The organism is Streptomyces sp. NPDC031554 (assembly GCF_055580685.1).
The window spans coordinates 929,257-942,338 of the sequence record NZ_JBVIKX010000001.1 but is presented as its reverse complement, the minus strand read 5'-3'; the positions used below and the strand labels follow the sequence as shown (position 1 = coordinate 942,338).

General features: G+C 73.8%; 8 protein-coding genes and 1 riboswitch. Of the genes, 3 read left to right on the top strand and 5 right to left on the bottom strand.

What is annotated here, in order from left to right:
- Positions 1 to 109 precede the first annotated feature (109 nt).
- A complete protein-coding gene (locus ACZ5FU_RS04100) occupies positions 110 to 1,258 on the bottom strand; it encodes a C40 family peptidase (RefSeq protein ID WP_451525640.1) in 1,149 nt (382 codons plus the stop codon).
- Positions 1,259 to 1,308: 50 nt separating this feature from the next.
- Positions 1,309 to 1,476, bottom strand: a riboswitch (cyclic di-AMP (ydaO/yuaA leader).
- A 232-nt stretch (positions 1,477 to 1,708) separates the two neighbouring features.
- On the opposite strand from ACZ5FU_RS04100, the gene pcrA reads away from it, so the two are divergent.
- A complete protein-coding gene (gene pcrA / locus ACZ5FU_RS04095; RefSeq protein ID WP_451525179.1) occupies positions 1,709 to 4,195 on the top strand; it encodes a DNA helicase PcrA in 2,487 nt (828 codons plus the stop codon).
- Between the two features lie 78 nt (positions 4,196 to 4,273).
- On the opposite strand, the gene ACZ5FU_RS04090 is transcribed toward pcrA, so the two are convergent.
- Both ACZ5FU_RS04090 and ACZ5FU_RS04085 read right to left on the bottom strand, forming a co-directional pair.
- On the bottom strand, positions 4,274 to 5,794 hold the full coding sequence (locus tag ACZ5FU_RS04090) for a M23 family metallopeptidase (RefSeq protein WP_469044376.1): 1,521 nt from the start codon (positions 5,792 to 5,794) through the stop codon (positions 4,274 to 4,276).
- A gap of 348 nt (positions 5,795 to 6,142) precedes the next feature.
- Positions 6,143 to 7,069 carry an esterase/lipase family protein gene (locus tag ACZ5FU_RS04085; RefSeq protein WP_451525181.1) on the bottom strand — a complete coding sequence of 309 codons (927 nt, stop codon included), beginning with the start codon at positions 7,067 to 7,069 and terminating at the stop codon, positions 6,143 to 6,145.
- Between the two features lie 455 nt (positions 7,070 to 7,524).
- On the opposite strand from ACZ5FU_RS04085, the gene ACZ5FU_RS04080 reads away from it, so the two are divergent.
- On the top strand, positions 7,525 to 7,941 hold the full coding sequence (locus ACZ5FU_RS04080) for a cobalamin B12-binding domain-containing protein (RefSeq protein ID WP_451525182.1): 417 nt from the start codon (positions 7,525 to 7,527) through the stop codon (positions 7,939 to 7,941).
- Positions 7,942 to 8,364: 423 nt separating this feature from the next.
- On the opposite strand, the gene ACZ5FU_RS04075 is transcribed toward ACZ5FU_RS04080, so the two are convergent.
- Both ACZ5FU_RS04075 and ACZ5FU_RS04070 read right to left on the bottom strand, forming a co-directional pair.
- Positions 8,365 to 9,966 carry a DUF5691 domain-containing protein gene (locus ACZ5FU_RS04075; RefSeq protein ID WP_469044375.1) on the bottom strand — a complete coding sequence of 534 codons (1,602 nt, stop codon included), beginning with the start codon at positions 9,964 to 9,966 and terminating at the stop codon, positions 8,365 to 8,367.
- Positions 9,967 to 10,201: 235 nt separating this feature from the next.
- Positions 10,202 to 11,566: an SWIM zinc finger family protein gene (locus tag ACZ5FU_RS04070; protein WP_469044373.1), complete on the bottom strand. Its 1,365-nt coding sequence runs from the start codon at positions 11,564 to 11,566 to the stop codon at positions 10,202 to 10,204.
- Between the two features lie 154 nt (positions 11,567 to 11,720).
- Here ACZ5FU_RS04070 and ACZ5FU_RS04065 point away from each other — a divergent pair, with 154 nt between their 5' ends.
- Positions 11,721 to 12,875 carry an ATP-binding protein gene (locus tag ACZ5FU_RS04065; protein WP_468642889.1) on the top strand — a complete coding sequence of 385 codons (1,155 nt, stop codon included), beginning with the start codon at positions 11,721 to 11,723 and terminating at the stop codon, positions 12,873 to 12,875.
- The last annotated feature ends 207 nt before the right edge of the window (positions 12,876 to 13,082 follow it).

Below are 13,082 nucleotides of genomic sequence, written 5' to 3'. Positions count from 1 at the left end.
CACGCGCGCGGGGGCGGCGAGAAACGCGCGGGCGCAGGACACCCGGCCGCCGCCCGCACGGGTGCCCCCGCCCGCACGGGCGCCGCACGCCCGCGCGGGCGGTGTTCCGTCAGGCCGGGCGCACCACGCTGTGGATCGACGACTCCCCGTCGTAGTAGATCGACTCCTCGCGCACGTACGCGCCGGGCTTCGGGGCGTGGATCATCATGCCGTTGCCTATGTAGATGCCGACATGGGTGACGTCGGCGTAGAAGAAGACCAGGTCACCGGGTTGCGCGGCGGAGAGGGAGACCGTCGTGCCGGCGTTCACCTGGTCGTAGGTGACGCGCGGCAGGGAGACGCCGGCGGCCTTCCAGGCGGCCTGGGTGAGGCCGGAGCAGTCGTAGGAGTCCGGACCGGTCGCACCCCACACGTACGGCTTGCCGATCTGCGCGCGGGCGAACGCCAGCGCCTTCCCGGCCTTGGTGGCGTACGAGGAATCCGTGGAGGGGGACGGAGACGCCGAGGACGTCGAGGGCGACGAGGGCGTCGACGTGCCGGTGCCCGCCGGGTCCGACGCGCCGGCGCTCTCCTGCCGCGCGGCCGCCTGCTCCGCCTGCTGTTCGGCCAGCTCGGCGGCCTTGCGGGCGGCCTCCTGCCGCTTCTGCTCCTCGATCTTCGCCAGCCGCGCCTTCTCCTCGGCCGTCAGCTGCGACAGCAGCGCGCGGGCGGAGCCGAGCTTCTTCTGGACGGTGGCCTTGGCGGTCTTCAGGTCGTCCTGCGAGTCGGTGAGCGTCTGAAGGCTCCGGGAGGCCTCCTCGCGCTTCTTCATCGTCTCCGCCTGGTCGGCGAAGTAGTCGTCGACCGCGACCTTCTGGCGGTCGGTCACCCGGCCCATCAGCTGCGTCTGGTCGAAGTAGTCCTGCGGGGAGTCCGCGAGCAGGAAGGTCGCCGTGTCGGGGGCGGTGGCGCCGGTGCGGTACTGGGCGGCGGCGTAGGCCCCCAGCTCCGCGCGCGCGTCGTTGAGCTTCTGGGCGCGCTGCGCGACGTCGTCGAGGAGGGTGTCGACCTTCTTGCGCTGCTTGCCGGTCTTCTCCTTGGCGGCGTTGTACTTCTCGGTGGCCGTCTCCGCCTGGCGGTAGAGGTCGTCGACCTTCTTCTCGACCTCCTCCAGGCTCGGCCTGTCGTCGGCGGAGGGGGCGGCGGTGGCCGTCTGCGAGAGCAGGGCCACCGAGGTGAGGGCGGCGGTGGCGAGGGCGGGCGTGCGGATGCCTGCCATGCGCGTGCTCGCGGGACGCGGCTTGCGGTGCTGCGACGCCAAGGGAGGCGACTCCTTCCATGCTCCGCCTACCGGGTTAGCTGTCGGGTTCGGGCGGATGCGTGGAAGGGTTGCCCTACGGCTCGCCTCCCGCGGGAGTGAGCCGATTCACCCCAAGGTCTCGGTGGGTCCCCGGCTCCGGTCGCCGCGGGGCGCACCGGACTCGGCGGAGGCCGCACGGCCCGGCGAGGTTCGCCGGAGGGGGTCGAGCGGCCTGCCCGGCACGGTAGCCAACCGGTGTGCCCCCTGTGAAGGTTGGTGGGTGATATGCCCGATACATTTTCGTGACCTCGGGAAGGTTTGCCGCCCGGCGTCACCGACGGTGCCGGGGGCGCCCCGTTCGGTGAGGGGCGGGGGATGTTTCCCGGACGGCTTCGGGCTGTCGGTGCGGCGGCCTAGACTCGGAGAGCGATGAGCAGCCTCTTTGACGACAGCTTCCTGGCGGACCTCCAGGCCCCCCGCGGCCACCACGAGGAACCCCCGCCGCCGCCCGAGGACGATCACCTTCCGGAGCCGGTCCCGGACGATCTGTTCGGCGGGAAGTTCGACGTGCCGCCGGACCGGGACACCCACTACCGCGACGGCGCCCCCCGCCCCCCGGTCGACGCGGCGGCGCTCCTGGAGGGGCTCAACGACAACCAGCGCGCGGCCGTCGTCCACTCAGGCACCCCGCTGCTCATCGTCGCCGGCGCCGGCTCGGGCAAGACGCGCGTGCTGACCCACCGCATCGCCCACCTCCTCGCCGAGCGGCACGTCCACCCGGGCCAGATCCTCGCGATCACCTTCACCAACAAGGCCGCGGGCGAGATGAAGGAGCGCGTCGAGCAGCTCGTCGGCCCGCGGGCGAACGCGATGTGGGTGATGACCTTCCACAGCGCGTGCGTGCGCATCCTGCGCCGCGAGAGCAAGCGGCTCGGCTTCACCTCGTCGTTCTCGATCTACGACGCCGCCGACTCCAAGCGCCTGATGGCCCTGGTCTGCCGCGACCTCGACCTCGATCCCAAGCGCTTCCCGCCCAAGTCCTTCAGCGCGAAGATCAGCAACCTGAAGAACGAGCTGATCGACGAGGAGGACTTCGCCGCCCGGGCGGCCGACGGCTTCGAGAAGACCCTCGCGCAGGCCTACGCCATGTACCAGTCGCGGCTGCGCGAGGCGAACGCCCTCGACTTCGACGACCTGATCATGACGACGGTCAACCTGCTGCGCGCCTTCCCCGACGTCGCCGAGCACTACCGCCGTCGCTTCCGGCACGTCCTCGTCGACGAGTACCAGGACACCAACCACGCCCAGTACGCCCTGGTCAGGGAGCTCGTCGGCTCCGTCGAGCACCCGGCGGACGCGCCGCGGGGCGCGGACGACCTGCCGCCCGCCGAGCTGTGCGTCGTGGGCGACGCCGACCAGTCGATCTACGCCTTCCGCGGGGCGACCATCCGCAACATCCTCCAGTTCGAGGAGGACTACCCGGACGCCACCACGATCCTGCTGGAGCAGAACTACCGCTCCACCCAGACGATCCTCACCGCCGCCAACGCCGTCATCGAGCGCAACGAGTCCCGCCGCCCCAAGAACCTGTGGACCAACGCGGGCGAGGGCGCGCGCATCACCGGCTACGTCGCCGACACCGAGCACGACGAGGCACAGTTCGTCGCCGACGAGATAGACCGCCTCACGGACGCGGGCAAGGCCAAGGCCGGCGACGTCGCCCTCTTCTACCGGACCAACGCGCAGTCCCGCGTCTTCGAGGAGGTCTTCATCCGCGTCGGCCTGCCCTACAAGGTCGTCGGCGGTGTCCGCTTCTACGAGCGCAAGGAGGTCCGGGACGTCCTGGCCTACCTGCGCGTCCTCGCCAACCCCGAGGACTCGGTCCCGCTGCGCCGCATCCTCAACGTGCCCAAGCGCGGCATCGGCGAGCGCGCCGAGGCGATGATCGACGCCCTCTCCCAGCGCGAGAGGATCAGCTTCCCGCAGGCCCTCAAGCGCGTCGACGAGGCCTACGGCATGGCCGCGCGCTCCACGAACGCCGTCAAGCGGTTCAACACGCTGATGGAGGAGCTGCGCACGGTCGTCGAGTCGGGCGCGGGACCGGCGACCGTCCTGGAGGCCGTGCTCGAACGCACCGGCTATCTGGCCGAGTTGCAGGCCTCCACCGACCCGCAGGACGAGACCCGCATCGAGAACCTGCAGGAACTCGCCGCCGTGGCGCTGGAGTTCGAGCAGGAGTCCGGCGAGGGCGAGGCGACCGGCTCGCTCTCCGACTTCCTGGAGCGGGTCGCGCTGGTCGCCGACTCCGACCAGATCCCGGACGAGGGCGAGGACGGTTCGGGTGTCATCACGCTCATGACCCTCCACACCGCCAAGGGCCTGGAGTTCCCGGTGGTCTTCCTCACCGGCATGGAGGACGGCGTGTTCCCGCACATGCGCGCCCTCGGCCAGACCAAGGAGCTGGAGGAGGAGCGCCGCCTGGCCTACGTCGGCATCACCCGCGCGCGGGAGCGGCTCTACCTGACGCGCTCGGCGCTGCGCAGCGCCTGGGGGCAGCCGTCGTACAACCCGCCCTCGCGGTTCCTGGAGGAGATCCCGGCCGCGCACGTGGACTGGAAGCGGACGGGGGCGGCCTCGCCGGTGTCCTCCGGCCCGGTGTCCGGGGTGGCGGCCTCGCTGTCGTCGTCCCGCTCGCGTTCCTCGGCGGCCGGCGCCTCCGGCTTCGCCACGCGGCGCACCGCGGAGAAGCCGGTGATCGCCCTGGCCGTCGGCGACCGCGTCACCCACGACCAGTTCGGCCTCGGCACCGTCGTCGGCGTGAAGGGCACGGGCGCCAACGCGGAGGCGACGGTCGACTTCGGCGAGCCCAAGCCGAAGCGGCTGCTGCTGCGCTACGCGCCGGTGGAGAAGCTGTAGCGCGTACGGCACGAGCCCCCGGCGTCAGGTCGACGACGGGGGCTCATCGCGGAGTCGAGGGGGCGAGGGCCGGGAGGGCTACGTCGGGTCGAGCCCGTGGCTGCGCAGCCACGACAGCGGGTCGATCGAGGAGGCTCCGCCCGGCCGGACCTCGAAGTGCAGGTGCGGTCCGGTGGAGTTGCCGGAGTTCCCGGAGTACGCGACCGGGTCGCCGGCCTTCACCGTCGTACCGGAGGGGACGCGGTAGCTGGAGAGGTGGCAGTACCAGGTCTCCGTGCCGTCCTTCGCCGTCACTATCAGCATGTTGCCGTAGGCGCTGTTCCACTGGGTGCGCACGGTGCCGTCGGTCGCCGCCACCACGGTGGTGCCGTAGGAGACGGGGAAGTCGATACCGGTGTGCTGGGACATCCAGTTGACGCCGGACTGGCCGTAGTAGGCGCTCAGCCCCTGGTTGGCCACCGGCAGCGCGTACTTGGGGCGCAGCCGCTCCTTGCGGGCCGCCTCCGCCGCCGCCTTCTTCTTCTCGGCCTCCTGCTGCGTCTTGAGGTCGATGCGTTCCTGCGTGCGGCTGGCCCGGTCGGCGAAGTCGTCGGCCTCGGCGGTGAGCGTCTGGAGCTGGGTGTCCAGCTTGTTGTTCGCGGCGGACGGCTTCACCGCCTGCGCCTCGGAGGCGGACGCCGTGGTGTCCTGCTCCTCGCCCCCGGTCAGGGTGCCGACCGAGGCCGCCGCGATGCCGGCCACGCCCATGACGCACGCCGAGGGCACGGCCACCGTCAGCAGCGCGGAGCGCCGCACGGGCGTACGGCGCCGGGAGCGGTTCGCGTTGCGGGTGGCGGCCCGTCCGAGCGGGGCCGGGGCGGTCTCCTCCTGGCCGTCGAGGAGGCGCGGGGCGGCGTCGGCCGACTCGTCGTCGCCGGAGCCGCCGCGGCCGACCTGCTCGAAGGTGGCGGTGGCCTGCTGGTCGAAGGGGACCTCGGCCTGCTCGTCGAAGGCCGCCTCGCCCGGCCGCCCGTACTCGTCGCCGCTCTCGGCGGCCTCGCCGCCGTCGGAGTTCCACTGCGTCGCGTCGTAGGCGCCGGTGTCGAAGGCCTGCGTGCCCCATTCCCACTGCTGGGTCGGGTCGGCGGGGGCGCCGGTCTCGTCGGGCGGGAGCCAGGCGCCGGTGTCGCCCTCCGCGAGGGGGGAACCCCAGCCGCCGTCGGCCGCCGGGGCCTGCGGCGGGATGCCCGGCAACTGCTGCCCGCCCGTGGACCAGGCGGTGGCGTCGTAGGAGCCCGTGTCGTAGGAGGCGTGGTGCTGGGCCGCGTACGGGTCGTGGTGCAGGACGTGGTGGCTGCCCGTGGACCACTGCGTGGCGTCGTACGTCCCGGTCGGGGCGGCCTGCGCGGCGTCGCCCGGCATGCCGCCGAAGAGGGGGTCGGCCGTGAAGTGACCCGTGGCGTGCGCGCCGGTGTCGTAGATCCCGGAGTCGTAACCGTTGTACGTGGTGAAGTCGCCGTACGGGGCTTCCGGGGAGCCGTACGACGCCTGGTGCGCCGGTTCGGCGTCGGAAGCCGGGGCCGGGGTGGTCATGGTCCCCGACGGGTGACGGTCGTTCACCAACTTCTCTCTCGCCTAGACGACAGGGTCTGCCAGAGCACAACAGGGGCTGCCAGAGCAGTGCGGCGACTGTACCCGGCGGTATGCGGGCGCGACAATCTTCCGCAGGTTTCATGCCCGGGGGAAAGGGGCATTCGGTGGGGTTTCGGGGGAGGGCGGGCACGGGTTTGGCCCTATGTTCGAGATCCGTTCGAATTTCGGCGGTCGTTCCGGTGCGGTGTGGACCCGGTAAGTCGGCCGCGCGGAGCGGCCGTTATGCCGTCGCATGTCTCTTTCTGGCCGAAAGTGGCGTCGGGCGTCCGGTCGTGGACTACTTGTGACACCTTGCGATCGTCCGGCCGGTCGCGCTCAGGCGACCGTCAGATCACCGGTGTGCGCTCCGGGAGTGCCGGGCGCGCCGGGCGTGGCGTCCGCCGCCGCGCCGACCTCGTCGAGGGCGTCCCGTATGCCGGTCGCGACGGCCGGGTGCACCGGAAGAGCGAGGTGGCCGATACCACTCACCTGCACGTTCTTGGTCAGGAGATCGGGATGGTCGAGGCGGGCGGCCTCCAGCGGCGCCATCAGGTGGTCCAGGTCGCTCCAGAAACTGACGAAACGCGTACGGCAGCCGGGCGCGGGCCGGGACAGTTCCTCGATGACCTCCGAGCCGGGGCGCATCTGGCGCACGATCGGGTGGGCGTTCGCCAGCGGTGCCACCCGGGTCCCGGCGTGCGGGGTGCCCAGGGTGACCAGCGTCCGCACGCGTCCGTCGCCGCCCAGCCGCTGCACGTAGTAGCGGGCGATCAGCCCGCCCAGGCTGTGCCCCACGACGTCCACCCGGCCGCAGCCGGTGCGCTGGCAGATCTCCTCGATGTGCCGTCCGAGCAGTTCGGCGGCGATCCGGATGTCGCAGGTCAGGGGCGAGTAGTTCAGTGACTCCACGCGGTGCCTGCCGTGCTGGGCGAGGCTGCGGCGCAGCAGGACGAAGACGGAGCGGTTGTCGATGAAGCCGTGCAGGAGGACGACCGGGGGCGGGGCCTGCGTCGGCAGCCGCGCCGGATCACCGGCCCCGTCGGCCCTCGCGGCGCCGCCGTCCGGGGGGAGCGTGGACGTGGTCCCGCCGCGGCGCTCCTGGACGATGCCGTACGGGTACAGGAGGAGGTGCCCCGTGAGGATCGCGAGCTCCAGGGCGGTCGCCTTGAGGAGCGTCGCGGAGAGTCCCATCAGCCCGCTCGGCAGCAGGCGCCGGCAGAGGTGGTGGGGGAGAAAGGGCTCCAGGGCCCTGGTGACCTGCATGGCCGACCTCCTGTCGGCACGCCGAGGACGACTCGGACCCCCGTGTGCCCTCATGGAAGTCGCGGCGGAGGCGACCGGCGGAGCGCGAAGGGCGGTGCGGCGGGGTGAGCGATCCGCTCCGGCGCCCCTGACGTCGACGCCCCTGTCCCGCCCGCCCGTCGAGCCCGCGCCGATGTGCTGCGCTGCCACGGCGCGCGGTCTGCGACGCGGCGGTGCGGCGACCTCTGTGCGGCTCCCGTTGCGCGGTTCTGTGCCGGGTTCCCCGTCCCGGGGAGAGGCAACCGCGTTCGGTGAACGTGTCCCATTGTGTGATTTCCCCCTCGGTGCGCACCGTAAAACCGCCGGTTGCGGGATGCTGGGGATAACGTTCGTTCACTTCCCCGGCCGGTGTGGTGGTACCTCTCGGTACGCAGGGAATCGGTACGGATGGATGTAGTCGCTTCATGGAGGCAGTGATGGGTGTGGCAGCCGGTCCGATCCGCGTGGTGGTGGCCAAGCCGGGGCTCGACGGCCACGATCGCGGGGCCAAGGTGATCGCGCGTGCGCTGCGCGACGCCGGTATGGAGGTCATCTACACGGGCCTCCACCAGACCCCCGAACAGATCGTCGACACCGCGATCCAGGAGGACGCCGACGCGATCGGTCTGTCCATCCTCTCCGGGGCGCACAACACGCTCTTCGCCGCCGTGATCGAGCTCCTCGGGGAGCGGGACGCGGCGGACATCCTGGTCTTCGGCGGGGGGATCATCCCTGAGGCGGACATCGCGCCGCTGAAGGAGAAGGGCGTCGCGGAGATCTTCACGCCCGGCGCGACCACGGCGTCGATCGTGGACTGGGTGCGGGCGAACGTACGCCAGCCGGCGGGGGCCTAGGTGTATTGATCACGAGCGTTGTCGACACTCGGCGCTCGGGTTGCTGAACGGCGAAGACCTCCGGTGTGGTGGAGCTGTCTAGGACTGCACCGCACGGAGGTCTTCATGTCCCACCGTCATGCCCGGCTGACCGTTCATGGCAGGCGGTTGCTCGTCGAGCGTGTCCGCTCGGGCCGCCCGGCCGCCCCTGACGGGCAGCGCGCGACGTGCGGACGGGCCGCACCCGGTCCTCCGGGCCGCACCCGGTCTCCGGCGGGGCGTCCCCGCGGGTGGGCGACGGCACCGGCCGGGGCGGGCGCGCGGAGCTGCGCGTCCGGGAGACGTGCGGGCCGCGGGCGGGCAAAGGCGCGCAGGCGCGGCACGCGGACGTGCGGCGCGCGTACGTACGGGTGCCCTGGCGCGGGGCCGCGGCGTGGTCCGGTGTCATCGCACCGGACCCAGTTCCTCGCTCATCACGGCCCGCAACCGCAACGTCGTCCCCAGGCGCTGGAACGCCTCCGCCCAGTAGCCCCCGGCACCGGGTGAGGCGTCCTCCGGTTCTTCCGGAACTGCCAGCAGGCCGTCGAGCCGGGCGGCCTCCGCCGGGTCGAGGCAGCGTTCCGCCAGGCCCATCACCCCGCTGAAACTCCACGGGTAACTCCCCGCGTCCCGAGCGATGTTGAGCGCGTCGAGAACCGCCCGGCCCAGTGGTGCCGTCCACGGCACCGCGCACACCCCGAGCAGCTGGAACGCCTCCGACAGGCCGTGCGTGGCGATGAAACCGGCCACCCAGTCCGCCCGTTCGCCCGCCGGCAGGGTGCCCAGCAGCTTGGCCCGCTCCGCGAGGGAGACCGCCCCCGGCCCGCCCGCCTCCGGCGCCGACGGGGACCCGAGCAACGCCCTCGACCAGCCGGCGTCCCGCTGCCGTACGGCCGCCCGGCACCAGGCCGCGTGCAGTTCCCCCGCCCAGTCGTCGGCCACCGGCAGCGCGAGGATCTCCCGCGGCGTACGGCCGCCCAGCCGCGCCGGCCAGGCGGAGAGCGGGGACGAATCCACCAACTGGCCGAGCCACCAGGACCGTTCGCCCCGGCCAGGCGGCGCCTTGGACACCACGCCGTCGCGCTCCATGGCCGCGTCGCACTCGTGCGGCGCCTCCACGACGATCGTCGGAGTGTCCCGCGTGCGGTCGACGGCCACGCACGCGGTGGCCCGCACCGCCATCCGCGCGGCCAGCGCCGACCCCGGCAGCGCCGACAGCAGCTCCGCCGCCGTGGCGCGCACGTTGCGGCTGCGGTCGGCCAGCGCCCGCTCCAGGAAGGACTCGTCGCGGGGGGCGAGACCGGTGCGCAGCGAGTCGAGGAACATCAGGCGGTCCTCGGCCCGCTCCGTCGGCCAGGTCGACTCCAGCAGCGCGCGGGCCGCACCGGGATCGCGGGAGCGGATCGCCGCGAGGAGGGCGACCCGCTCGGCGAACAGGCCCTCCTGCCACAGCTTCGCGATCCGGTCGGTCTCCTCCGGGCCGGGCAGGGGCGTCCCGCCGCCCGGTGCCGCCCGCAGGGCGAACCGCCAGTCCGGATTGAGCCGGGCCAGCCACAGCGCACGCGGGCCCGCGAACTCGAGCGCCGCCGGGCGCAGATCGGTCCGGCCGCGCGCCGCGTCCAGCAGGGCGGGCAGCGTCTCGGGGGGAGGGGCGAAGCCACGGGCGTTGGCGGCCGCCAGCCACTGGGGCAGCAGCTCCATCAGGTCCGGTGCCGTACCCCTGCGGCCGCCTCCGCCGCCGGGGCGGTCGGCCAGCAGGCGGGCCAGCCTGCGGGCCGCGGCGGCGGGCAGCGCAGGACGCGGGTCCCCGGGGGCCGGCTCGGGGCGCGGTGCCGCGCGCCCCGGCCGCAGTCCGGCCCGGCGCCGCAGGGTCTCGGTCGCCGCCGCGTCCAGCAGCGCCGCGGGCGCGGAGCGGCCGGGCGCCGCGCCCGGCGGCGTACGCCGATCCGTCCCGAGCAGGGCCGTGGCGACGAGGTCGTCCCAGGAGGCCGGTGCGGTGCCGGTCATGCGGTTCCCTTCTTGACTCACCGAGTCGGACGGCGGGGCGTGACGCGGCCGGGGACTTCCGGGTCGGACGCGGTGGCCGGACGCGGTGGCGGGTCGAGGCGGCCGGTGGGGCCGGGCGGCCGGCCGAGGCCGGTGACGGGGCGGGGCGGGCGACGGGGCGGCGCGGGTGACGGGGCGGGCACGGCCGGGTTCGGGTGCCCGGTCCCGCCGCGGGACCGGGCGGGGCGTCAGGGGATCAGCACAGGTGGACCGCCCTTCCCGGGCCCGGCGGCCAGGCGGTCAGGGGCGTGAAACCGCGGTGGCCGCACTCACCGAAGACCGTGACGGGAGCACCTCCCGAGAGGGCGACCAGCCGCCACAACCCGGGCCGGGCCGTCGCCGCCGGGGCGAGCGGCAGCGCCGTGCCGCCGTCGGCGTCCGCCAGCTGCCAGGAGGCTCCGTCCGGTGTGGGGACGACGGCGTCCAGGGTCACCGGCACGGAGTCCAGCCAGGGATCGTCCCGCAGCGCCGAGCCGTAGCGGGCGGCGGCTTCCGCCGTGGTCACCCCGGCCGGCCGGACCGCCGTGGGCACGGGCGGCGAGAACTGCTCACCCAGGGCGCCCCGCCGCTGCCCGGTGCCCGCATACGCGGACGTCTCCGCGTCCAGGGCCAGACCCACCGGCAGTGAGAGGTCGGGTGCGCGGCCGGCGGCCCCGTAGGAGAGGAGGAGCGTGGTGCGGCCCGACGTGGTGCCGTACAGCCAGATGCGGCGGGTCGTCAGTTTCGGTTCCTGGAGGTCGTACTGGGCGAGGACCAGCCAGTCGTCGCGCAGCGGGGGTCCGTCCGGCGGCCTGGTGAGACCGACACGGGTGCGGACCGTCGCCGCCAGGGCCTCCGGCAGCCGGTCGCGGCGCAGCCAGCCCTGGTCGAGGAGGTGGAGCAGCGCGCACTCCTCCAGCAGCCGCCCCGGCCAGCCGGTCCCGGACGAGGAGATCGCCCCCAACTCCCGTATGCGCGACGCGAGTCCGGGAGCCTGGGCGTCGACCATCCGGGCCGCCGTCTCCTCCCACAGCCCGTACCCCGCCTGCTCGGCCGTGGCCAGGCCGGAACGCAGGAGGTCGGCGAGGCGTCGCTCCAGCTCCGTGGCCCCCGCGGTGACGCGCGCGGCGCGGCGCTCGGCCCTGCGACGGGCCGCCTCCGGATCGGCGGGGCCCGCTCCCGAACCGCGCGCGGCCTCCCCCCGTTCCTCCCGCGCGTGTCCCCGCCGCCCCGAGAGCCAGGACCGCACCCAGTCCGGCGCCCGCTCCTCCGCCCCGGCCGGCACCGCCTCCCCGTCCTCCGACCAGAGCAGCAACAGGCCCAGCGCGTGTGCGCACGGGGACTTCCGGCTCGGACAACTGCATCCGTACGCGGGCCCGGCCGGGTCCCCGACGTCGACGACCGTCCGGTACGGGGCGCCGCCGCCACCACCGCACAGCCCCCACACCGCCCCCTCGCCGGAACACCCCGTCCCGGACCACGAACCGGCCGCGCCGAGTTCGCCTCCCGCTGTGCGTGACCCGGCGTCAGGCGCCAGTGCCAGCACCTGGTCCACGGTCCAGCGCACCCCCTGCTGTGTCATGTCGTCGAAGGTAGATCCCCCCACTGACAATCGGTCCCGCGAAGGCCCCGTGAAAGCCCTCGCGGAGGTGTTCGCGCAGGTCGGAGGGATTGTCAGTGGGGTGGTGCAAGGTGGGCACCAGATCCGAACCGGCCGAGCTGGAGGGGGCCTAGCCATGGCAGTCAGCGCTGGACCGACGTCCGCCGAACCACGCCACGACCACTGCGCGCCCGCGAACGGAACGCCCGGGCAGGAGGTCCTGAGGCCGCACGCCGAGGTCGCCTTCGCCCATGAACTCGCGGCGCTGGCCGCTCAGGACGACCGTCCGCGCCCCGCCCGCTGGAAGCTCTCGCCGTGGGCGGCCGCCACCTATCTGCTCGGCGGCACCCTGCCGGACGGCACCGTGATCACACCGAAGTACGTGGGCCCGCGCCGTGTCGTCGAGGTCGCCGTCACCACGCTCGCCACCGACCGCGCCCTTCTCCTGCTCGGTGTGCCCGGCACCGCCAAGACCTGGGTCTCCGAGCACCTGGCCGCCGCCGTCAGCGGTGACTCGACCCTGCTGGTGCAGGGCACGGCGGGCACCCCGGAGGAGGCGATCCGCTACGGCTGGAACTACGCGCAGCTGCTCGCCCACGGCCCCAGCCGGGCCGCGCTGGTGCCCAGCCCCGTCATGCGGGCCATGGCGGAGGGCATGACGGCACGGGTGGAGGAACTCACCCGCATCCCGGCCGACGTGCAGGACAGCCTCATCACCGTCCTGTCGGAGAAGACGCTGCCGATACCGGAGCTGGGGCAGGAGGTGCAGGCGGTGCGCGGCTTCAGCCTGATCGCCACGGCCAACGACCGCGACCGGGGGGTCAACGAGCTGTCCAGCGCCCTGCGCCGCCGTTTCAACACGGTGGTGCTGCCGCTGCCGGAGAGCGTCGAGGCCGAGGTCGACATCGTCGCGCGGCGCGTCGCCCAGATCGGCCGTTCCCTCGACCTGCCGGCCGGCCCCGACGGCATCGACGAGATCCGCCGCGTGGTGACCGTCTTCCGCGAACTGCGCGACGGGATCACCTCCGACGGCCGTACGAAGGTGAAGTCGCCGAGCGGCACCCTGTCGCCCGCGGAGGCGATCTCCGTGGTGACCAACGGTCTCGCGCTGGCCACCCACTTCGGCGACGGCGTCCTGCGCCCGGCCGACGTCGCCGCGGGCCTCCTCGGTGCCGTCGTCCGCGACCCGGCCGCCGACCGGGTGGTGTGGCGGGAGTACCTGGAGGCGGTCGTCCGCGAGCGGGACGGCTGGGCGGACTTCTACCGGGCGTGCCGGGAGGTGACCGCGTGAGCGGGCCCGGGGACGCCGTCGGGGGCGGCGTTCCGGCGGGGAGCGGACGGGCGCGGGCGGGCACGGCCGGGCGAGGCGCCGGGGGACGACGGCCGGACGGGGAACCACGGGGGAGGGGCCGGGATGCCGGACGGTGAGACGACCGAGGACGGCCGGACGGCGCTGGGCGCCCGGGAGGGAGGGCAGGGGGACCGGCGGCCGGGAGGA

Excerpts from the sequence above, each read along its gene's own strand:
- ACZ5FU_RS04070 (WP_469044373.1), bottom strand. The coding sequence starts at position 11,566 with ATGACACAGCAGGGGGTGCGCTGGACCGTGGACCAGGTGCTGGCACTG.
- ACZ5FU_RS04080 (WP_451525182.1), top strand. The coding sequence starts at position 7,525 with ATGGGTGTGGCAGCCGGTCCGATCCGCGTGGTGGTGGCCAAGCCGGGG.
- ACZ5FU_RS04100 (WP_451525640.1), bottom strand. The coding sequence starts at position 1,258 with ATGGCAGGCATCCGCACGCCCGCCCTCGCCACCGCCGCCCTCACCTCG.
- ACZ5FU_RS04065 (WP_468642889.1), top strand. The coding sequence starts at position 11,721 with ATGGCAGTCAGCGCTGGACCGACGTCCGCCGAACCACGCCACGACCAC.
- pcrA (WP_451525179.1), top strand. The coding sequence starts at position 1,709 with ATGAGCAGCCTCTTTGACGACAGCTTCCTGGCGGACCTCCAGGCCCCC.
- ACZ5FU_RS04085 (WP_451525181.1), bottom strand. The coding sequence starts at position 7,069 with ATGCAGGTCACCAGGGCCCTGGAGCCCTTTCTCCCCCACCACCTCTGC.
- ACZ5FU_RS04075 (WP_469044375.1), bottom strand. The coding sequence starts at position 9,966 with ATGACCGGCACCGCACCGGCCTCCTGGGACGACCTCGTCGCCACGGCC.